We start from the raw sequence: 22,103 nt of genomic DNA, 5'->3' as shown, positions 1-22,103 counted from the left end.
AAAGTTTAAAAATTCTTAGTAATTTTTATTCTACAGTTAAATCAGTTTCTTTTTCAAGAACTTATATTCCAATTTTTGGTATTTTAGTGTATAATACGAAAAACTATTGTAAACTTGTGAGAATTTTTAAAGATGACATCTATTCGTAATATAGCAATTATTGCCCACGTTGATCATGGAAAAACTACGCTTGTTGATAACATGCTTAAACAAAGTGGAACATTTAGAGCTAACCAAGCAGTTGCTGAGCGTGCTATGGACTCTAACGATCTTGAGCGTGAGCGTGGAATAACGATACTTGCCAAGTGCACTGCTCTTATGTGGAACGATATCCGTATCAATATAGTTGATACGCCAGGACATGCCGATTTTGGCGGTGAAGTAGAACGCATCCTTAGCATGGTTGACGGTGTAGTGCTACTTGTCGATGCATCAGAAGGACCAATGCCGCAAACAAAATTCGTGCTTTCTAAAGCGTTAAATCTCGGCTTAAAACCTATTGTCGTTATTAATAAAATCGATAGAGATGACCAAAGAATTAAAGAAGTTATCGATGAAGTATTTGAGCTATTTGTGGCACTTGAAGCAAACAACGGTCAGCTTGACTTCCCTATAGTTTATGCATCAGGTAGAGCAGGTAGAGCATCTTTAACCTTTGATGATAAAATTAATCCTTTAGACAATTTAGCAGATGATTTAGCACCGCTTTTTGACCTTATAGTACAGCATGTACCAAAACCCTTAGCCGATGACAAAGCACCGTTTTCTATGCTTGTTACTACTAGAGAATATAATTCTTTCTTCGGTAGGGTTTTAACAGGTCGTGTACAAAGCGGCACTGTTAAAATTAACCAAAACGTAAAAGTATTAAATCGTGAGAATAAGGTACTTGAAACCGGACGTATCACTAAAATATTAGCCTTTAGAGGCTTAGAGCGAATTGCTATAAATGATGCTACAGCCGGCGATATTATTGCCGTAGCAGGCGTTGAAAACGCCAATGTTGCTGATACTATCTGCTCCCCTGAGGTAACCGAGGCCATACCATCTCTACCTATTGACCCGCCGACTTTATCCATGACTTTTAGCGTTAATGACTCACCGCTGGCAGGAAGCGAAGGGACAAAAGTTACGTTGAGCTTAATTGGAGCTAGGTTAATGCGTGAGCTTGAAAGTAACATTGCCTTAAAAGTTACTGAAGCTGCCGAAAAAAATGCTTTCCAAGTTGCAGGGCGTGGTGAATTACAACTTGGTATCTTAATTGAAACTATGCGTCGTGAAGGGTTTGAGCTATCTATTAGCAGACCCGAAGTATTATTCCAAACTGATGAGAAAGGTAATAAACAAGAACCAATGGAAGAAATCCAAGTTGACGTTGATGATGATTATGTTGGAGTAGTCGTAAAATCTTTAGCACTGAGAAAAGCCGAAATGATTGATATGAGGCCGTCAGGCGGCGGTAAAAGCCGTGTTACATTTATCGGACCGTCTAGAGGGTTAATCGGTTATCACAACCAGTTTTTAACTGAAACACGAGGCACAGGGATTATGAATCGTATTTTCCACGGATATGCTGATTATAAAGGGAATATCGAGGGAAGACGTAACGGCGTGCTTATCTCTAACGGTGACGGAACAGCGGTTGCATATGCTCTATGGCATCTAGAAGGAAGGGGGAAAATGTTTATAAACCCTAGTGACAAAGTATATAGAGGCATGATTATCGGCGAACATAATCGTGATAATGATTTAGAGGTAAACCCACTAAAAGTGAAACAACTGAGCAACGTTAGAGCAGCAGGTAAAGACGAAGCCATAAGGCTAACTCCGCCCATGCTTTTAACGTTAGAGCAGGCAATCAGCTATATACAAGATGACGAGCGAGTTGAAATAACACCAAAATCTATTCGTTTACGTAAAGCTCTACTTGACCCTAACGACCGTAAAAGAGCTGCAAAGTAGATATACCTAAAAACGTTGACATCGTCATTGTAAGGAAAAACTATAAGTTTTGACGAAGCAATCTCTGGAATCTTGCTTTATGAGATTGCCACGCTCCTTTCAATTGCTCGCAATGACGAAAAAACTAAGCTAATACATTAAATACTATAATAACAAACCTTTTTAACGGCTTCTATTACATCGCTCTCACTCGGCAGAGCTAGTGTTTCTAAATTAACAGCATAAGGAAGGGGAAGATCTTTACCGCTTACAATCTCTATCGGAGCATCTAAATAATCAAATGCTTCTTTCATAACAATAGAAGCTATACTTGCACCAACACCTGCAAAAAACCACCCTTCTTCCACTGCAACTAAACGATTAGTTTTTTTCACTGATTCTATTATTGTCTCAGTATCAAGCGGTTTAATAGTGCGAAGATCAATAACTTCGCAATCAATATTATCATTCTGCAAAACATTTGCAGCATCTAAGGCAAGTTTTGCTTGAATCGAGAAAGTTACTATAGTGACACTACTACCCTCTCTTAAAATTTTTGCCTGACCAAAGGGTATAGGCTCGATTATTTCCGGCACGTCAAAACTATGACCGTATAAAATTTCATTTTCTAAAAAAACAACGGGATTATCGTCCCTAATAGCTGTAAGCATAAGTCCTTTATGATCTTCTGCACTATAAGGAGCTACTACTTTTAATCCCGGAATGTGGGAATAGCAAGCTGTATAATTTTGGCTATGTTGTGCAGCTACTCTACTTGCTGCTCCATTTGGTCCTCTAAATACTATCGGACATTTGACCTGCCCGCCTGACATGTAATGCGTTTTTGCAGCTGAATTAACTATGTGATCGAATGCTTGCATAGCAAAGTTAAAGGTCATAAACTCCACGATCGGGCGAAGTCCTGCAAAAGCTGCTCCGACTGCAAGCCCTGCAAAACCATATTCCGTTATCGGTGTATCAATTACCCTCTTAGGACCAAATCGCTCGAGTAATCCTTGAGTTACCTTGTAAGCTCCTTGATATTCTGCAACTTCCTCGCCTATGACAAAAACCTTGTCGTCTCTTATCATCTCTTCTTGCATTGCATCACGCAACGCTTCACGTACCGTTATTTGCATTTTTCTTTTTTATTTGATTAAATTAAACGTTATTGCAAGGAGGCTTGCCTGCGTGAACATCATTGTAAGCAGCCGTAGGCTGCGTGGCAATCTCACGAAATAATAACAAATTTCTGAGATTGCTTCGTCAAAACTTACAGTTTTTCCTCGCAATGACGCCTTAACAGTACACCTGTGTATACAACTCCCCTTCATCAGGTAGCGGTGAATTTTCTGAGAATTCTACTGCTTCTTTCACAATTTCTTTTACCGACTGTTCTATTTCTTTTAAATCCGCTTCGGTTACATATTTATTGTCGAGTATCGTTTTTCTTATTATTACCAACGGATCACGCTCTTTATATTGCTCAACTTCTTCTTTACTGCGATATTTTGCTGGGTCGGACATCGAATGCCCACGATAACGATAAGTTTTTACCTCTAATATCAGCGGGAAGCTATTTTCTCTAACATACTCGGCTGCTTGCTTAGAGCCGTCATACATTTCTTCAAAATCCATACCGTCTAGCTGAAATCCTTTAATCCCAAACGATGCCCCTTTCTTATATAAATCACGCATAAAGGTAGAACGTGCTACAGACGTCCCCATCGAATATTCGTTATTTTCAATAATATAAACTACCGGCAAACCCCATAAAGCAGCCATATTAAAAGCTTCATATACCTGACCTTGATTAACGGCACCGTCACCTAAAAAAGTAAAACAGATATTATGCGTATCGTTATATTTTTCAGCAAACGCAAGCCCTGTGCCTATCGGTACTTGGGCCCCTACTATACCGTGTCCACCGTAAAATTTGTTTGGTACACTAAATAAATGCATCGAGCCACCCTTACCTTTTGAGCAACCTGTAGCACGCCCCATAAGCTCGGCAAGAACATACTTAGGTTCAGTTCCTGCTAAAATAATATGAGCATGGTCACGATAGCTAGTAATAGTGCTATCACCTTTTTGTTTAACCATATCTACCGCAGAAATTACTGCTTCTTGCCCTATATATAAATGACAAAAACCACCGATTTCTCCCATTCCGTATAACTGACCGCATTTTTCTTCAAAACGACGCAGTAAGAGCATATCTTTAAAGCTTTTTATATATTCTTCCTTTGTCGGCTTATATTTTCCTAACTTAATATCCACTAATTAACTCCTTAAGACTATTATCATCCCGTGGCTTGACCACGAGATCCAGTCTTTTTTTATTTTAAACTGGCCCCCGTGGTCAAGCCACGGTGTAACATCTGTAAATTAAAAGTCACAAAATATGGTACATGATCCGAAGGTGAAGACCAATCACGTGCTTCTGGTAGTAAATGCATAGAAAATAATGCACCTTTTAAATTATCACTAACCCAAATATGATCAAGCCTTCTACCTCTGTTAGATTTTTTCCAATCTATATTTCTATAACTCCACCAAGTATAAAATTTTTCGTCAAGTGATACGAAATGTCTGCTAGTATCAATAAAACCTAACGCATTTTGTAGCTCTAACAATAACGAGCGTTCAATATCGGTATGGCTGATAACATTTCGCAAATGCTTACTAGACCATACATCATGTTCATGCGGAGCAATGTTCAAGTCCCCAACAATAATCATTTTATCGTTTTTAGTACGGTTAGTCGTTAACCATTCCTGCATTAATCTTATATATTCGAGCTTATGCTTAAATTTTGTATTTACCTCGATATCAGGTATATCACCGCCGGCAGGAACATAAAAATTATGTATTTCTATATCATTAACTATAGCTGCTATATGCCTTTTATCACTATTATATAACTCCAATGAAAAAACATTATTCAAAGGAAATTTTGAAATAATAGCAACACCGTTATATGATTTCTGCCCTGAATATATTACATGTTCATAGCCTATATTTTTAATAACTTCAAGAGGAAATAATGAGTCAGCTACCTTTGTTTCTTGAAGTAAAATAATATCCGGCTGATGTTCATATGCTAATTTGCTCAATAAATCGATCCGTAGACGCAATGAATTAATATTCCAAGTAACTATCTTCATTAGACTTGTTATATAACCTCCTTCTAAAGGTAATTTGTATGTCAATCTGGTACTCGCATCCTCACATACTAAGTGTACGCTGCGGTGCTGCGTTCCGTATTTCTTTCAAAGTCCTCTTTATAAGATAGGTTATACAACAAGTCTATTTAATTTTTTATAGCTGCCCCTATTATTGCATCTCTAAAATAAATTATTCCAAGTTGATTTAAAGGATTTTTCATGTCAATTTTATTTTTTTCTTCTTCAGGAATTTTTATCATAGTATTACTGAGTATAGCAAAATAAAGATTATCAGGCAAAACATATCCTGCTTCACTTTGTATTCCAAGGGCTGTTCCCGTATAATGAATCATTAAACGCTTAGAATCAAGACCAGTAAGAAAAATACCGTAACCCATATAAGACTTACGCCCTTCTATATCTTTTGCTAAAAAATATTTAGTAGTCATAAGTTTATACGATTTCTTAGAAAGAATTTTTTCCTCATTTAATGCCCTATACCATCTAATAAGATCAACCGGTGTTGATATTATACCACCGTCAGCACACGGAACTGCTAAAAAATCAGCAGTTACAGGAGTAAATATAGGTTTATTACTATTATTAGGCGTTAAAAAATATCTTACCGGATAATTAGAACTAATAACGTTTTTTTGGATTCTAGCGGCTTCACTATATGAAGCAAAACTAGTAGATTTCATATTAAGCGGTTTGAAAAATTCATCATAAAAAAAGTTAGCTAAATCTTTTTTAGCCACCTTTTCTATAATCATACCGAGTATAACAAAATTAGTATTACTATATTTAAATTTTTTCCCTATAGATATTTCTAAAGGCTTAGAAGCAACAAATTGTAATATTTTCTTGTGAATCTCTTTCTTAGGCATATTTAAATCAAGTTTAACAAAACTAAAATATTCAGTAATACCGCTACTATGCGTTAATAAATTATGGATAGATATTTTATATGCCCAATCCGGCACTTTCCCACCCCACATTTCCGGCTCAAGATATTTATAAATTTTATCGTTAACATTTAATAATGCCTGTTCTTGTAATTTTAAGATTCCAGCTGCTGTAAAAGGCTTTGTAGCAGAAACAATAGGCATCATTTCATTTGCTTTTAATTGCTCGCCATTTAAAGCAAAAATTCCTTTAGCACCGGTTAATAAAGGTTTATAATCATCGGCAAACATAAAAACAGCATTTAAAAATCTATTACTTATATATTCTTTTTCTGCTTCATTGATTCTTTGCTGTATATCTGCAAAACAATCAATACAATTAGTAATAAAAAAAAGCAGCAATAAAAAATATCTATGAATCATAACTGCAACACTCCACAAACTTATCAATAGACGTCTTACATAACGCAGCAAATAAAGAAAAATTTGAAGGAGACACGGGACGCAGAACCACAGCGTACACTTGACATAAGGATTCGAGTACCGGATCGACGTACAAATTACCTTTAGAAACAAGTTATGTAAGACGTCTAGTAAAATAAAACGGTAATTTTGCTTCTAACTTAATCTCTTGACCAAAAATTTGTTCAGATAAACATATATTATTAGCATGCAAGAACATATATTTACTATACGGCATTATTTCTTTATTACCATATTTATCATCTCCAAGTATCGGACAACCTAATAATTTAGCATGCAACCTTAATTGATGCATTCTACCTGTAACCGGCGTAAATTCAATTAAAAATAAGTTATTATCAAGTGATTTAAGTACTTTATAATAAGTAATGGCAAGTTTACCATTGTCACTATCAATATCAGTAATTTTAGGTGTACTTCCTTTACTCTTTTCTATATTACTTCTCACTTCGCCTACATTTTTAATTGGCTTCCCATAGGTTACAGCAAAATATGTTTTTACAACCAATTTTTCTTTAAAAGCATCATGAAGTTTTACACTACTTAAATAATTTTTGACTATTAAGAGCAAACCGCTTGTTTCTTTATCTAATCTATGTACTAGCTTAAAATCAGCACCTTTATAATTCAAATATTTTAATGCAGAGTCAATAGATAAATTTATTTTACTGCCGCCTTGAGTAGCAAGACCTGCAGGTTTATTTATAGCTATTAAATTATCATCCGCATATATCAAATAATCGGTAGTAATTTTCTTCGCTAACTTAATTTCAGCGTTGGTAAAAACTAATTTTTCAGGTTGCTTAACAGGTACATTAAACTTATCGTTAATAAAAATTTTATCGCCGCCCTTTACTCTTAAACTTGCTTCTGCTTTCTGAGCATTAACGGTAATTTGTTTTTGACGTAATGCTTTCTCTATTACTCCTTGAGTCAATAAGGGATATAGACGTTTTAAATATTTATCTAATCTAGAAGAAATAGGAGTATTGACATCGATGATCATATTTTTAATAAATTAGGAACTTTTTATTAAAAAATAGCACCAAATTATTATAGATAAAAGGATTATAGCAAAAAACTGATGTATAGAGGCAATTATTATAGGTACAGAGTATAAAAGAGTAATTATTCCGGTAGATACCTGCATCAATAATGCAATCATTAGAAAAGACGCTTTTAATTTCAGACGTTCTATTTTTAACAAGCAAATTATCAAAACTACAACAACCAAAAATACGCTATAGCCGCCTAAACGATGTATGCATTGTATAAAAACCGGATCATACCAATTTTTAAGATCAAAGAAATTATCTTGTATCTCCATCGGGATAAAGCTATCATCCATTAGCGGAAAACTATTATATATCAGCCCTGCATCAAGCCCTGCAACTAAAGCACCTAAAAAAATTTGCACATATACTACAGTAATAGCAATACCGGAAAATATTAATGGTAATTTTAAATCTGTTTGTGACGGGATTAACAAAATATCATAACGATTTTTTATTAGTTGATAAAAAAGTATGTGATAAATAATTACGGCGATAATTAAATGAACAGCAAGTCGAAAATGACTAACATACGGGCTATTCAACAAGCCACTTTTAACCATATACCACCCCATAAAGCCTTGTACGCAAAATAACAACAAAGCAATTATATAAGGTATCATGTCACGATTTTTTATAACATCTTTAAAATAAAAATATATTAAAGGTACAATATATATTAAAGCTGTAATTCTACCGAGTAGTCGATGTATAAACTCTAACAGATAAATAAACTTAAACTGTGATAAAGTAATTCCGTAATTAACGGAGTTATATTCAGGAAAAGCTTTATATTTAGCAAATTCTGCTTGCCAGCTTTCAAAACTAAAAGGCGGCAAAATACCGGTTACCGGACGCCACTCAACTATAGATAAACCAGAACCGGTAAGCCTTGTTATCCCCCCTATAACAATCGTCGCTATGACCATTATACAACTTATACACAACCATTTTGTAATTAAACTTTTCTGCACTTTTATTTTAAGTTTATGTTTTTTATCGCGTCATTACAGCATTGCTATGTCATCCTCGCGTAGGTCTTGTTGCGTGGATAGGTTTATCATTTATCATCCCGCGACTTGATCGCGGGATCCAGCTAAAAATACTAATATTATTAGTATTTTTTATTATTTTTATGGACCCCATGGTCAAACCACAGGGTGACATTAAGGATTACTGGATGCCTGCTTTCGCAGGAATGACATAAAACGAGCCATGCAAGAAATGACATATTATAGCCCTCAAATCAAGACTCTGCATTCTTTTCCGTATCTTCGACGGTATTAGAAGGACGTTTCTTATTTAATGTTTTATTACGATATCTACGTTTTGTCTTTTTTGGAGCAGCTTGTGCTTCTTCTAAGCCGGCATTACTTTCTACAACTGTCACCTCTTCCACAACGCTTACGGTTTGCTCTACCGATTCTTTTGCCTCTAAACTCTTATCTTTTACTTCATTAGCAATATTATTACTATTATTAGCTGTTTTCCATTTATATTTATTTTTGCGTAACTGTTCTTTTTTCAGCTCTTCTTCAGTATAATCGGCACTATGATTCTGAATTACCGGCTTAACAGAATTAACATTATTGTTATTTTTCTTCAACAACTTCACTTTTTCAATCGAATAACTATCTGATGTAGCATTAGGATCGGAATAAAAATTAAGCTTTATATTATATTTTTCTTCAATAAATTTTATCTCAGCACGTTTATTATTAAGTAGATAAATAACTGAAACGATATTGGTAAAAACATTTATTACATCAATTCTTTCTTCAAAAATTTCATTCTCTATAGTACGTAAAATTAACATAGCATTAGCGTCACTCGCTCTAATGACTCCTTTACCGTTACAATGAGAACAAATTGCCGAATGAGTTTCTAAGAAAGAAGAACGTAATCTCTGCCTTGAGAATTCAAGTAGTCCAAATTGACTAATATTACCGGTTTGTATACGAGCACGATCACGACTTAAAAACTCTTTAAAGGATCGTTCAATAATTTTACGATTTTTAGCTTCGCTCATGTCTATAAAATCAACAACTATCAAACCTGATAGATCTCTAAGTTTTACTTGCTTTGCTACTTCTTTTGCTGCTTCTAAATTAGTTTTTAGTGCCGTTTCTTCAATATTTTGTTCAGAAGTTGATTTACCGGAATTTACATCAATTGAAATAAGAGCTTCCGTAGGATTAATAACGATATATCCTCCTGAAGGTAACGTCACTACAGGCTGATATAATTTAACTAATTGCTCTTCTACTTGAAACTTAGTAAATATAGGAGTTTTACTTTTATGCTCTTTCAGCTTTGCAAGTTCTGAAGGTAATAAATCCTGCATAAATTTTGAAGCGTCTTCATAACCCTCTTGTCCTTGAATTACCACCTCTTTAACATTGTGATCGCACATATCACGTATGGTTTTACGTATTATACTATCTTCCTCATGAATAAAACACGGAGCCGGAAAATTAATAGTACTTTTACGAATTTTATTCCATAACCTTGCTAAATAATTATAGTCTTTTTTTAAATCTAAGGTGCTACTTCCTCTACCTGCGGTTCTAACAATGACACTATAAACATTTTTGTCACCGCTTACTATTTTATTTAAAATATCTTTCAGTCTTTTTCTTTCTTCCCCGTTTGATATTTTACGCGATATACCGTTTTGCGAACCTTTATTAGGCATTAAAACACAATATTTACCAGCCAAGGATATATAAGTAGTAAAAGCGGCGCACTTATTTCCTCGTTCTTCCTTAGTAACCTGCACTAATAATATTTGGTTTTTGCTTATTACTTCTTGAACTTTATATTGTTTATATTGCGGAATATTTGACTCAGGGGCACCGCTTTGAATCATTTCAATATCATCAGCCGCTTCTAAATTAAGTTCTGACTGGAATTTACTCTCTACTAAATCTTCTATGGTTTTTAGGTCAATTTCTTCACTATCAATCAAAGAATCATATATAGCAGCCGGTTTCTCTTTATCATCCTCAACCGTAATATTGGAAAGAGCTATTTCAGGAAAAGCATTAACCGGAAAATTTCTCTCCGAGGTAGGCAAATTGTAATAGTTAGGATGGATTTCACTAAACGGTAAAAAACCGCTTTTATCCATTCCGTACTCTATAAAAACAGCTTGTAACGACGGTTCTATTCTTGTAACTTTTGCTAAATAAATGTTACCTTTATTTTGTTGTCTTACGGTTGTTTGAAATTCAATATCTTCTATATTGTTGCTTTGTCCTAATAAAACTACTCTTGTTTCGTTTGGAAAATTAGCATCAATTATAATCTTTTTATTCATCTATCTTGCTCACTAACTTGAAGAACAAATAATTAATATAATGCTTGTATCTTAAGAAAAATCATTGTTTATCTTGTATTAATTTATTTAAATAGATAATTTATCTATGAGTAAAGAGCAAAAATGAAATTCTAGATAAACTTCAAATAACACCTCTTTAAAATACTAAAAAATATATTATTATTTCTCTTACATTAAAATATTTTCATATTATTTAATTCATTAATTTTTTTAAAATTCAACAATAATTATATACAAATTATAAATAAGACTACCATACTTAATTAAAAGCTGATAATCTAATAACTATCCATATATACTTAAATAATGGAATTACGAATCTCTTGAATTTTTAAGATAATAATCTTAATCATTATAATTATGAGTTATATACCATGTATTTATGTTTAGCAAACACTTAATTTATGACTTTAAAAAACGATTACAAAACTATTTTTTTCTCACTTTTGGGAATATTTATTTTTTCCTGTATCAATGCTATAAATTTTTATAATTTTAAAATCTTTTTACTGCTAAATAAAAATCTAGGCGGAGAACAAATAAATCATATAAATCAAACTAAATTTATAGGTTCGATAATCGCAGGCTTTGCCTTAACACAGTTAATTAATAAGTTAAGTAATCAAAAAATTATTTTAATTAGCTTATCTTTATTAATTATTTGTACAATAAACCTAATTTTATTAAAAAATTATACTCTAATTAAAATTAATTTTATTGTAATTAATTTTGGAACATTTTCATATTTCACTTCTATAACATTAGACATTATTGAGAGTAGCAAAGAAAAGAAATATTTTTTTTTAGCTTGTATAATGTTGTTATGGGCGGGTGGAAACTTAATGGTAGATTTATTAAATCCATTTATAAAACCAACAAATAATACTATAGTAATTTGCGCATTGTTATATTGTATCAATATACTAACCGAATTTCTGCATTATAATCCTACATCTCATAAATTAAATTTAAATTCCAAATTTTCATCCTTAATAAAAAATATCGAATTACAATTATTGACAGGCTTCGTAGTTGCTTATGTCACCTTGGATATATTATGGTATTATGAAGCTTTTGCATTAAAGAAAGAATTAGCATTAATTAATTTAAAACTTATACTAAAATATATGTTTCTAGCAATATGTTTTTCTATAATTCCTATATGCTATATATTAAGCAAAGTAAATAAATATTTGGCTAATTTAGCACTAACTATAATTCTGCTCATCTGCTTTATTTTACTACCGCTTCATGGAACTAATAAAAACCTTAATATATTATATATAATACTAATCGGTAGTTGTTTAGGATCCATTTATATTTGCAATATTTTAATACTAATTGATAAATTTAGGGATTACGAACTTAGAACAGCTTTATTTTCGTATTTTTCAATGTGCAGTATCGGTATATATGCCGGAGCTTTATCATCTCATGTACCTTACGGCACTATTAACGGCAGTGATTTCTTATTTTCCGTTTTTGCCGTAGTCGGTAGTTTTGTAGCTTATCATTTTTGGTATTTTATTAAGTATACATTATATAGATTTTAATAAGACTTCTTGCATCACTTGCTAATAATGGTAATTTGTACGTCGATCCGGTACTCGAGCCCTCACGTTACTTGCATGTACGCTACGGTTCTACGCTCCGTATCTTCTTCAAATTTCTTCTTATTAGCAAGTGATGCAAGAAGTCTTATACTAACATAGACGAAGATCAACTTCAAAAAGAGCAAGGAAGCCACAAGGTGAGGAGCGGCGCGTATACTTAATACGTAAGTATCGCAACTCTTGTAGGATGACGCAGCCAATTTGTAAAGTTCATCGAGTATATGTGTAATATTCTGTAACATAATATAACTTGTATAATTTGGCATTAAGTATTAATATTTAAATATATTTTTACAATGCCTAAAATGCAGCAAAGTACATTATTAAAACTGGTTAGTTGTTACGGAATCGGGGTCCACTCAGGAAAACGTACCCAGTTAACTATAGAACCCGCTAAAGAAAATACCGGAATTATATTCATTAGAACCGATATATCTTCTGAAAATAATTATATTGAAGCTAGCTATTTCAATGTTTCCGATACCTTGTTATCTACCACTATCAGTAATGATCATAAAGTTCAAATTTCAACAATTGAACATTTAATGGCAGCACTTTGGGGATGCAGCATTGATAATGCAATTATTAAAATTGACGGTCCTGAAGTACCAATTATGGACGGCAGTAGTAAACCTTTTGTGTTTATGATTGAGTGTGCAGGAAAAAAATTACAAAATGCTCCTAAAAAATATCTAAAAATTTTAAAAGATATAAAAGTAGTTCATAAAGATTGTGAATTATATTGTACTCCTTCCGATCACATGACGGTAGATTTAACCATTGATTTTAGTAGTAAAGCTATAGGCAGACAAAATCTAAGTTTTATGGATCAAGAATCTTTTACTAAAAATATTGCGGATGCTAGAACTTTTGGCTTTATAAGAGATGTTGATTATTTGAAAAGCAAAGGGCTTGCCCAAGGTGCCTCATTTGAGAATGCTATAGGAATAGATGAGCAGGATAAAATCTTAAACCCAAACGGCTTACGTTATGATGATGAATTTGTTCGCCATAAACTATTAGATTTATTCGGTGATTTATATACCAGCGGCACTAGCATTGTAAGTGCAATTAAAGGCTACAAAACCAGCCATGCTCTTAATAATGAACTATTGCATAGAATATTTAGCGATACTACCTCTTACAAATTTGTAACTAGCAGTGAGTTATAATAATCATTTCATATTGTTAAATTTCGCTTTCTTTTTAAATTTTTACTTTTTGTCCTTTTTATTTCAGCATTATTAACTTGATCTTTATCCATAGCTTTAGTTAAAGGACTATATCCTGCGGCTTTACTAGGATTTTCATAAAATGGATTCATTACATTTTTAATATCTTTAACATAGCTCTCTTTTCTATTATCCATTGTTATTTTATTTTCTCTAAAAAATTCTTCTAAACCGTTTCTTTTTATTTCAAAATTAAAACTGCCTCTTATTTCTCGAAATTTTTGTATTTTTTGGTCTTTATTCATAATCCAATAATTCTTATCCGTTATTAATTTTTTTAAAGCTAATGTTTGCAATACTTGATTCTTGGTATAATTTTCTAATTGTTCTAAATTTTCATATGTAGGAGTATTTTGTTTTTTATATTCTTCATTTATATTTAATTTAAATATTGCTTTTATTTCTATTTTTTCCTTTTCAGTAAGACCGTCGATAATTAATGATGCGGTCGTAACTACACCGTAACCCGTAGCTTTTAATATATCAAGCACATTACCGCTAGCACCTTTAATAATAGAAGCGGCAAAATTTGCGACTCCACCTAAATTATTGCCAAATATTCGTCCTGTACTTTTCAATTTATTTACATTTAACTCATACTTATCTTGAGTAGCATCCTTACCTGCCGTTTGCGGCGTATATAATTCATTTTTCAAAATATCTTTTAAGCTCGGTTCTAATGATAATATATAATCTTGCTGACTTTTAGCATTTCTGTTATGTACTAATAAATTATTCTCTTTATGAAGTTTACGCAAATCATGCACTTTCAAAGTCTCATTTACAGCTTGAATTCCTACGCTAACTCCTGAAACAACAGCTACAGCTATAATTATCGGTGATATAGGAGTAAAAAGTCCAAAAACTGCAATTGCTATAGAAGCTATGGAAACTGCATAACTTAAACTATTGCTAAATAATATTTTACCAATTTTACTTTGTCTAAAACTAGTCCAATAAGATTTTAACTTATTAAATATTTTTCTAACTCTTGATTTTTTTGAATCAGACATTTATTTTTCTCTCCAAAGAACAAATATTTTTATAAATTTTTCTTTTATTTAATTAACTTCTCTTACAACTTAAATTATATTACAAATTCTAATAAAAAAACAAAATAAATGCCTGGAAAAGAATTAAATAAAATTGTTGCAGCCATCTTATTTGCTAGTTTAATTGCTATGATGGTTGGATTTATTGCAAATATATTATACAAGCCCACTCTAGAGTTACAACATCGCGGCTACAGCGTTGCGGTTCAAGAATCATCAGAAAATCAAAATACTACCGCACTAGAGCAAGCACCGGTAAATATACCAGAATTAATGAAGACTGCTAACGCCGATAACGGTCGTGAAATAGCTAAGAAATGTTTAATGTGTCATTCTCTTGATAAAGACGGTCCAAATAAACTAGGACCGCATCTTTGGGATGTAGCAGGCAGATCAAAAGCAAGCATAGCAGACTATAAATATTCCCCTGCTCTATCAAAACTTGGCGGCGTATGGGATGATGATAGTTTATTTGCTTTCTTACATAAACCAAGTAGCTATGCACCAGGAACTAAAATGTCCTTTGCCGGTATCGCAAAACCACAAGACATAGCTGACGTAATATTATTTTTAAAAACTTATGTTCATGATAAATAATTATCTCACCGAAATATGGTTAATAATCGGCATAATTTGCATAGTTGTTGAATTCTTTGCAGTTTCAAGTATTGGATTCTTATTCTTTGGGCTTGGAGCGTTATCAAACACTCTTGTGGTATATAACTACCCTCTAGTTAGCTTAACAAATCAAATAACATTTTTTGGTATATTATCGCTTATTTGGTTTTGCATATTATATTATCATCTTAAAAAATATGTTTATAATAAAACTGATAAAACAAAAAATTACTCGGATATGATAGGCAAAACGGTAGAGGTTTATAGTTCTACAGTTTCTTCTGATACTATAGGACAAGTAAGATGGTCCGGTGCTATTATGAATGCTTACCTTGTTCCAAATGAAATCGATGCAAAAACAGGCGACCGACTTTTTATTATCGAAGTTAAAGGGAATGTACTAATTTGTTCTAGAGAAAAGCCTCATAATAATTCTTAACAAAATATTTCTAAATGACATTGCCCGCGTAAATACAAGTCCTCATTGCAAGTAGGTATTGTTGCGTGGATCATTTTATGTCCTTCCCACGGAAGCGGGAATGACACTAAATGCATTTTCCAGTCCAACGCGGGCAGCCTCTCTAAACATTCTCTTTAAACCAATCAAAAGCTTTTTTAAAGAAGCTACTATTTGCATCAAGTCTAATATGAGCAAATTCTTTTTGCTGTTTTAGAGCATGAATTTTGAGCATTCCTATAGTTGCTGAATACATGGCCGGATTATAGTCTTCTATAAAACCGGCAATAATCTCCGGTTTACCGATTCTACTCTGTTTTTCAAAAATTTTATTTGAAAGCTCTTTAAGTCCTCTAAGCTGAGACCCGCCGCCGGTAATTACAACTCTAAAAACTTCAACCTGCCCTTTTGTGGCTTTATCATATTCGGCTTTTACCATTGATAATATTTCTTCGGCCCTTGCTCTTATTACCTCAGCCAATTTATAAATTGTTACGGAAGTATTTAAAGTATGATGAGTATCAACCTGAAAATCCTCCATATTTATAATACTATCTTTCTCAAATAAAGGTATCATTGCATTACCATATAAAATTTTTAATTTCTCTGCCGTAACAAGATCAATACCAAAAACTTTAGCAATATCCGAGCTAATATGAAAACTACCTATATTTACATGCCCCGTATATATTAATTTACCGGCAAAAAAAATGCCGAAAGAGGTAGTTTTATCCCCCATGTCGATAATAAGCGAACCTAGATTTTTTTCATCATTCGTAAGACAGCTAATAGCAGAAGCATAAATTGCTAGAGTAATATTTGTGACTTCAACATGACATTTAGCGAAGCACTGTACAATATTTGATAACATATTTGAACTAGCAGCAATAATATGTAATTCACAACTAAGTTCTCTACCGTACATACCTATAGGATTCTCGACTGAATTATTATCAAGGATAAATTCAAGAGGGAAATAATGAATAATTTCTTGGTTTTTAACTTTAAATTCCAGTAATGCTTTTTGTAGTAACTTTTTAATATCCTGCTGCGTTACGGTTTGCCCGTTAACTTTAATGGTATAATTAATATAATAAGATTTAGTGTCGGCACCTGATAACGATAATATAACTTTTTTTATATTTTTACCGCAATCTTTTTCAAGTGCGTAAATTGCTGAAACAATGCTAGTTTCAGCATTTTTTAAATCTGATATAACTCCTGATTTAATACCTTTAGAATGATGCAAATTTTGACTAGCTACTTTAATTTCACCTTTTTTACTAATATAGGCAGCAATTACAGCAATCTTACTACTACCGAAATCAAGTGTAACAAAATTTGATATTTTCTCTTTCATTTTTTTATGCTTGTTATTCCAAAAACGTCATGGCGCGAAGAATTACAAAGTAATGCGACAAAGCAATCTCAGAATGCTTGACAAGAGTGCCACATCGAAACTACGTTTCTCTTCACAATGACGATTCTCAATACTTCTCTATATAATACTTATTCTTATCCCTTAAATCCAAAATCTTATAATTTTGGTTAAATAGCTTGTTAGCTTTATTTAGTGCATCGACATATTTTAATGCTTCTTCAAACTCTTTTTCAGGTAACTTAATACTTATATTACCTTTAAGATTTAAATCCCACCTTCTATCTCCGAGTCTTACAGCAGCTGAAGTTTTATTCATTAATGCCGGATATTTCTGCAGCTCTAATACTAATGTACCTGCATAGATATTCGCCCCTTCTCCTACAACATGTAATAAATGAGAAAAAGGTTGAATATTTTTACTAATTTTGTAACCTTCTTCATCGACTAAGAAAAGCTGATTATTAATTTGCCAAATAGCAATAGGTTCTCTTTCAAATAATTTTATATATACCGTATTTGGTAATCTTCTACTGACATATACTTCCTTGATCCATTTATTTTTCTTTAAATTATTTCTAATTTCGTCTAATTTAAGAGCAAAAATAGGACTGCCCTTATTCGCATTTAAAACCTTTAATATTGTAGACTCATCGACATTTTGCTGTCCTTCAATAATAACATTCTCAAGTTTAAACCCAAGTTTTGTTGTTGTTTTGTATATATTTGTTGTTAAGTAGGTTTTTATGCCGGCAAAATATTTTGTAAAAACAAATAGACATATAAAGATAATTAAAACAATCTTAAGCCCTAATATTGCTTTTTTGTAAATTAGTCCTAATTTTCGGCGTAATGAGATATTATTAGTTTTTTTTGTTTGTTTTTTTTTATTGGAGCTTGTTTTTTTTCTCATGATTCAAAGCTTGCCGTCTTTATAATTTCTGCAATTAAGTTAGTAAAATTTATCCCTACATAAGCTGCAATTTCCGGCACTATTGATAAAGGCGTCATACCTGGGTGAGTATTTATCTCCAAAGCATATAACTTGTTTGTCTGCTCTTCTAAAATAAACTCTGCTCTAGCAGGACCTTTACAATTCATTGTTTTATAAATTTTTTCTGATTCTATAAGTAATTTCTCATATAAATTAGCAGGTAGCGGAGCAGGACAAAGATGATCAGCAAATCCTTCGATATATTTAGTTTCATAATCATAAAAACGATTCTTTAGTAATTTAATCTCTAAAGCTCCAAGAGCTTTGCCGTTTAATAGCGCTACTTGCAATTCTAGCCCTTTTATATATTGTTCTATTATTACCTGATCACCGTAAGGAAAATCATAATCGGCAAAGTTAAAATCATCTTCTGCAAATATCACCTCAACACCAATACTTGAGCCTTGCTTAAGAGGCTTAATAACGTATGGTCGTTTCATAGGATCATTTTTTATATTATCGCTTTTATTTACAACAATGCTTTCTGCCATATTAATATTATTCGTTAAAAACCAGCTCCTAGCATGTATTTTATCGAATGCTAAAGCTGAAGATAACACGCCACTATGAGTATAAGGAATCCGCATTATATTAAGTAATCCTGGTAAACAACCGTCTTCACCATATGTACCATGCAGGCAATTAAAAACGATATCAGGTTTTATTTCTTGTAATCTAACTGCAATATCCGCTCCCATATCAATAAAGGTAACTCTATATCCTAATTCAATTAAAGCTTTACTAACTCCTTCGCTTGACACTAACGATACTTCACGCTCAGCAGACATACCGCCCGCCATTAATGCTATATGCTTTTTACCGGTACTACTTAACATTTTGACTATAGAGTGTTCTACCCAATGTGTTTGATATTTATGCATGTTTTTTCCTTGCTTATTAAATCCATTGTAATTCCTAACTAAAAGCAACCTTGTTGCATAGCTCGAAAAACCTACTCGATGTCATCCCCGCGTAGGCGGGGATCTAGAAAAATAACTTCAACATTGATATAGAAGTTACATATTATAAAATAAACATATAAAAAATTTGTTTTTTATATGTTTTACTGGATTCCCGCCTTCACGGGCATGACATAAAACTAGCTGCAACAACACCATTTTTAATTAGGGATGACGTCCGATTCTCTTAATCTCCCACTCTAACTTAACCCCGCTATCTTCAAATACTTTCTGCCGAACAAAATCACCTAAATCTTCTAAATCCTTAGCTGTAGCATCACCGTTATTTATCATAAAATTACAATGAAGTTCTGACATCGAAGCACCGCCTATTCTATAGCCTCTAAGCCCCGCTTTGTCAATAAGTTCCCAAGATTTACGCCCTTCAGGATTTGCAAAAGTACTACCGCCAGTACACTCTTTAATAGGCTGTGTAGATGATCTTGCATTATTTATTTCATTCATACGTAATAATATATTTTCACTATCGCCTTGATTTATTTTAAAAACAGCTTTGAGAATAATTAAATTCTTTGGTAAATTATTACTACGATATTTAAAACCGATTTCTTCATTTGTGAATGTTAAAAAGTTTCCTGCAAAGTCAATCGCTTCAATCTGCACTACAATATCTTTAAATTCAGAGCCGTAAGCACCAGCATTCATAGCAACACCGCCGCCGATAGTCCCTGGAATACCTACTAAAAACTCAAAACCGGCAATAGCATTTGCTTGACAAAATTTTGCTAAATTATAATTAAGGCAGCTGCTACCTACTATTAAATGATTATCTATAAACTCAATATTGCTAAAATTCTGACCAAGTTTTATAACAACCCCTTCTATGCCACCGTCTCTTATAATAATATTTGAGCCTGCTCCAAAAGTCTTTATAGGTAATTTTTGCTTATTTTGTATTAAGAAACTTTTTAAATCTTCGCTATCTAAAGGTTTAAAGAAAATTTCAGCATTACCGCCTACTTTAAACCATGTTAAGTGTTTTAAATTATAATCTTTTTTATACTCACCTTTTACTATCGGTAAAATTAACATATTTAGTCCTGCCATTCGCTTTACTGTTATCTTCACTCTTTTGTCCCCTAGTGCGCTTGACCCTATGTTACACGAACAGATGTCATTCCCGCGAAAGCGGGAATCCAGAAAAAAATTATAAAAACAAAGAAAATTGTATACTAAATTTTTATATAATTTATAAAACTGGATTCCCGCTTTCGCGGGGATGACATAAGAGCTATGCAACAAGACCGGTCAAACCACGGTATGACAGCTAAAGCCACAGGATGACAATCTCCCATCTAATTTATTAGCAAAACTTGAAATATTACCTGCTCCCATCATAATTATCATATCACCGGAAGCTGCATTATCTACAATAACTCCAACCACATCATCTAGCTCTGCTAGAAAATTTACTTTATCGTGATGTTTATTCTTAGTAATCTTATCAACTAAACTTTGTCCTGTAATTCCCTCTATAGGGTTTTCACCTGCAGCATATATATCAGTAATATAGAGTATATCGGCATCAGCAAAGCAAAACATAAAATCATCAAATAAATACTGCATTCTTGAATATCTGTGAGGCTGAAAAATAGCAATAACTTTACCGTTTTGTTTATTTGCTATATTTTTAGCCGTCGCAAGCGTTGCTTTGATTTCCTCAGGGTGATGAGCGTAATCATCGATAATTGAAGCCTTATTATATTCAGCTACTTTAGTAAATCTCCTCTTCACTCCTTTAAAATTATTAAAACCATTTTTAATAGCTTTAATACCGAAATCTAATTCTATCCCAACGGCAATTGCAGCAAGACTATTTAAAATATTATGTCTTCCGGGCGTTGGAATAGTAATTTTTTCAATAATCGTTGTACCTAGTACATTTGGTAGACTAATTTTTACGTCAAAAGTAGAGGAGGCAATATCAGTGTTAATATTAAACGCTATAATATGAGCATCTTCCGAATCGATGCCATAAGTAACAATCTTCCTTTCAGTAATATCGTCTACTAACTTACGAACTATTTTATGATCGATACAACAAACAGCAAAACCGTAAAATGGCAAATTAGTAATAAAGCTTCTAAAAGCACCAATTAATGTTTCAAAATCTTTATAATAATCTAAATGTTCAGGATCAATGTTAGTTATTATCGCAATAGTTGATGGAATATGAATAAACGTTGCATCCGATTCATCGGCCTCCGCAATTAAATAATTACTTGAACCAAGATATGCATTAGTCGATTTATTATTTATGATCCCACCGTTAATAACCGTAGGACATAAACCGGCTGCCTCAAATAAACAAGCAACTAAAGAAGTAGTAGTGGTTTTACCGTGCGATCCCGAAACTGCTACTGAACATTTTAATCTCATAAGTTCAGCAAGCATGTCCGCACGTCTAATAATTGGAATTTTACGCTCCAAAGCTTCTTTTATTTCAGGATTCTTTGGATTAATTGCCGATGAAATAACAACATACGACACATTGGTAATGTTCTGCTCGGCGTGTCCTAAAAATATTTTAATGCCGTATGACTCAAGCCTTTTAGTATTATAATTTTCTACTAAATCGGAACCTTGTACTTTATAACCTAGATTATGTAATATCTCGGCAATACCGCTCATGCCAACGCCACCGATACCTATAAAATGTATAGTTTCTAAGGTTTGATTAGTTTTTTTTAATTCAAGTAACAGCATTTAAGTTTCATCATTTAAAATTGAGTTCTGCATATAGGTTTTAAGTAACATTGTCAAGCACTAACTGTGTCATACCGCGACTTGATCGCGGTATCCAGTTTAAAATATTAAAATCATTGATATTAAAAGTTATTTTTATGGATACCGTGGTCAAGTCACGGCATAACATCGGAGTCTTTTTCAAG

At 32.8% G+C, this 22,103-nt stretch carries 18 protein-coding genes and 2 pseudogenes; 6 read left to right on the top strand and 14 right to left on the bottom strand.

Annotation, left to right across the window (positions count from 1 at the left end; all coding sequences use genetic code 11):
- Positions 1–132 precede the first annotated feature (132 nt).
- Positions 133–1,962 (top strand): translational GTPase TypA, encoded by a 1,830-nt coding sequence (gene typA / locus ACPKKV_RS03170; protein WP_392506150.1) that lies wholly within the window; start codon positions 133–135, stop codon positions 1,960–1,962.
- Between the two features lie 137 nt (positions 1,963–2,099).
- Here the strand turns inward: typA and ACPKKV_RS03165 are convergent, their stop codons facing one another.
- The 5 genes and pseudogenes from ACPKKV_RS03165 to ACPKKV_RS03145 form a co-directional block, all read right to left on the bottom strand.
- Positions 2,100–3,080, bottom strand: coding sequence for a pyruvate dehydrogenase complex E1 component subunit beta (locus ACPKKV_RS03165; RefSeq protein WP_392506148.1), 981 nt, complete (start codon positions 3,078–3,080; stop codon positions 2,100–2,102).
- 160 nt (positions 3,081–3,240) lie between these two features.
- Positions 3,241–4,221 carry a pyruvate dehydrogenase (acetyl-transferring) E1 component subunit alpha gene (gene pdhA, locus ACPKKV_RS03160; protein WP_392506147.1) on the bottom strand — a complete coding sequence of 327 codons (981 nt, stop codon included), beginning with the start codon at positions 4,219–4,221 and terminating at the stop codon, positions 3,241–3,243.
- Positions 4,222–4,280: 59 nt separating this feature from the next.
- Positions 4,281–5,108, bottom strand: coding sequence for an exodeoxyribonuclease III (gene xth / locus ACPKKV_RS03155; protein WP_392506936.1), 828 nt, complete (start codon positions 5,106–5,108; stop codon positions 4,281–4,283).
- Positions 5,085–5,254: pseudogene (locus ACPKKV_RS03150) on the bottom strand (palindromic element RPE1 domain-containing protein); the annotation flags it as partial. The gene xth and the pseudogene ACPKKV_RS03150, both read right to left, overlap by 24 nt.
- Positions 5,255–6,436, bottom strand: a complete 1,182-nt coding sequence (locus tag ACPKKV_RS03145; RefSeq protein ID WP_392506146.1) for a serine hydrolase domain-containing protein — start codon at positions 6,434–6,436, stop codon at positions 5,255–5,257.
- 44 nt (positions 6,437–6,480) lie between these two features.
- On the opposite strand from ACPKKV_RS03145, the pseudogene ACPKKV_RS03140 reads away from it, so the two are divergent.
- Positions 6,481–6,609: pseudogene (locus ACPKKV_RS03140) on the top strand (palindromic element RPE1 domain-containing protein); the annotation flags it as partial.
- Here the strand turns inward: ACPKKV_RS03140 and ACPKKV_RS03135 are convergent.
- The 3 genes from ACPKKV_RS03135 to ACPKKV_RS03125 all read right to left on the bottom strand — a co-directional run bounded on the left by ACPKKV_RS03135 (position 6,591) and on the right by ACPKKV_RS03125 (position 10,867).
- Positions 6,591–7,502: an RluA family pseudouridine synthase gene (locus ACPKKV_RS03135; protein WP_392506145.1), complete on the bottom strand. Its 912-nt coding sequence runs from the start codon at positions 7,500–7,502 to the stop codon at positions 6,591–6,593. The pseudogene ACPKKV_RS03140 and the gene ACPKKV_RS03135 sit on opposite strands and share 19 nt — an antisense overlap.
- 12 nt (positions 7,503–7,514) lie before the next feature.
- Positions 7,515–8,522: a COX15/CtaA family protein gene (locus tag ACPKKV_RS03130; protein ID WP_392506144.1), complete on the bottom strand. Its 1,008-nt coding sequence runs from the start codon at positions 8,520–8,522 to the stop codon at positions 7,515–7,517.
- 272 nt (positions 8,523–8,794) lie between these two features.
- Entirely contained in the window at positions 8,795–10,867 is a 2,073-nt protein-coding gene (locus ACPKKV_RS03125; RefSeq protein ID WP_392506143.1) for an Rne/Rng family ribonuclease, read from the bottom strand.
- A gap of 425 nt (positions 10,868–11,292) precedes the next feature.
- On the opposite strand from ACPKKV_RS03125, the gene ACPKKV_RS03120 reads away from it, so the two are divergent.
- Positions 11,293–12,441, top strand: coding sequence for a hypothetical protein (locus ACPKKV_RS03120; protein WP_392506142.1), 1,149 nt, complete (start codon positions 11,293–11,295; stop codon positions 12,439–12,441).
- Between the two features lie 365 nt (positions 12,442–12,806).
- Entirely contained in the window at positions 12,807–13,673 is an 867-nt protein-coding gene (gene lpxC, locus ACPKKV_RS03115) for a UDP-3-O-acyl-N-acetylglucosamine deacetylase (RefSeq protein WP_392506141.1), read from the top strand.
- 8 nt (positions 13,674–13,681) lie between these two features.
- Here the strand turns inward: lpxC and ACPKKV_RS03110 are convergent, their stop codons facing one another.
- Complete coding sequence (locus ACPKKV_RS03110; protein ID WP_392506140.1) at positions 13,682–14,746, bottom strand: hypothetical protein; 1,065 nt, start codon at positions 14,744–14,746, stop codon at positions 13,682–13,684.
- Between the two features lie 108 nt (positions 14,747–14,854).
- Here ACPKKV_RS03110 and ACPKKV_RS03105 point away from each other — a divergent pair, with 108 nt between their 5' ends.
- Entirely contained in the window at positions 14,855–15,382 is a 528-nt protein-coding gene (locus ACPKKV_RS03105; protein ID WP_392506139.1) for a c-type cytochrome, read from the top strand.
- A complete protein-coding gene (locus tag ACPKKV_RS03100; protein WP_392506138.1) occupies positions 15,366–15,842 on the top strand; it encodes an NfeD family protein in 477 nt (158 codons plus the stop codon). Before ACPKKV_RS03105 ends, ACPKKV_RS03100 begins: the two co-directional genes overlap by 17 nt.
- 142 nt (positions 15,843–15,984) lie before the next feature.
- Here ACPKKV_RS03100 and ftsA read toward each other — a convergent pair whose 3' ends face one another.
- From ftsA to murC, 5 genes are all read right to left on the bottom strand, one after another.
- Positions 15,985–17,220: a cell division protein FtsA gene (gene ftsA / locus ACPKKV_RS03095; RefSeq protein ID WP_064463305.1), complete on the bottom strand. Its 1,236-nt coding sequence runs from the start codon at positions 17,218–17,220 to the stop codon at positions 15,985–15,987.
- Positions 17,221–17,347: 127 nt separating this feature from the next.
- Entirely contained in the window at positions 17,348–18,151 is an 804-nt protein-coding gene (locus ACPKKV_RS03090) for a cell division protein FtsQ/DivIB (RefSeq protein WP_392506137.1), read from the bottom strand.
- Positions 18,148–19,113, bottom strand: coding sequence for a D-alanine--D-alanine ligase (locus tag ACPKKV_RS03085; protein ID WP_392506136.1), 966 nt, complete (start codon positions 19,111–19,113; stop codon positions 18,148–18,150). The genes ACPKKV_RS03090 and ACPKKV_RS03085 overlap by 4 nt, the downstream gene beginning before the upstream one ends.
- Before the next feature lie 243 nt (positions 19,114–19,356).
- Positions 19,357–20,244 (bottom strand): UDP-N-acetylmuramate dehydrogenase, encoded by an 888-nt coding sequence (gene murB, locus ACPKKV_RS03080; protein WP_392506935.1) that lies wholly within the window; start codon positions 20,242–20,244, stop codon positions 19,357–19,359.
- A gap of 216 nt (positions 20,245–20,460) precedes the next feature.
- Positions 20,461–21,918 carry a UDP-N-acetylmuramate--L-alanine ligase gene (murC, locus tag ACPKKV_RS03075; RefSeq protein ID WP_392506135.1) on the bottom strand — a complete coding sequence of 486 codons (1,458 nt, stop codon included), beginning with the start codon at positions 21,916–21,918 and terminating at the stop codon, positions 20,461–20,463.
- Positions 21,919–22,103: the final 185 nt, after the last annotated feature.

Source organism: Rickettsia finnyi (genome assembly GCF_049668125.1).
In the GTDB taxonomy this organism is placed as follows: domain Bacteria; phylum Pseudomonadota; class Alphaproteobacteria; order Rickettsiales; family Rickettsiaceae; genus Rickettsia; species Rickettsia kotlanii.
Note: the sequence above shows the minus strand (reverse complement) of the source record. Positions and strands in the feature narration are given on the sequence as shown.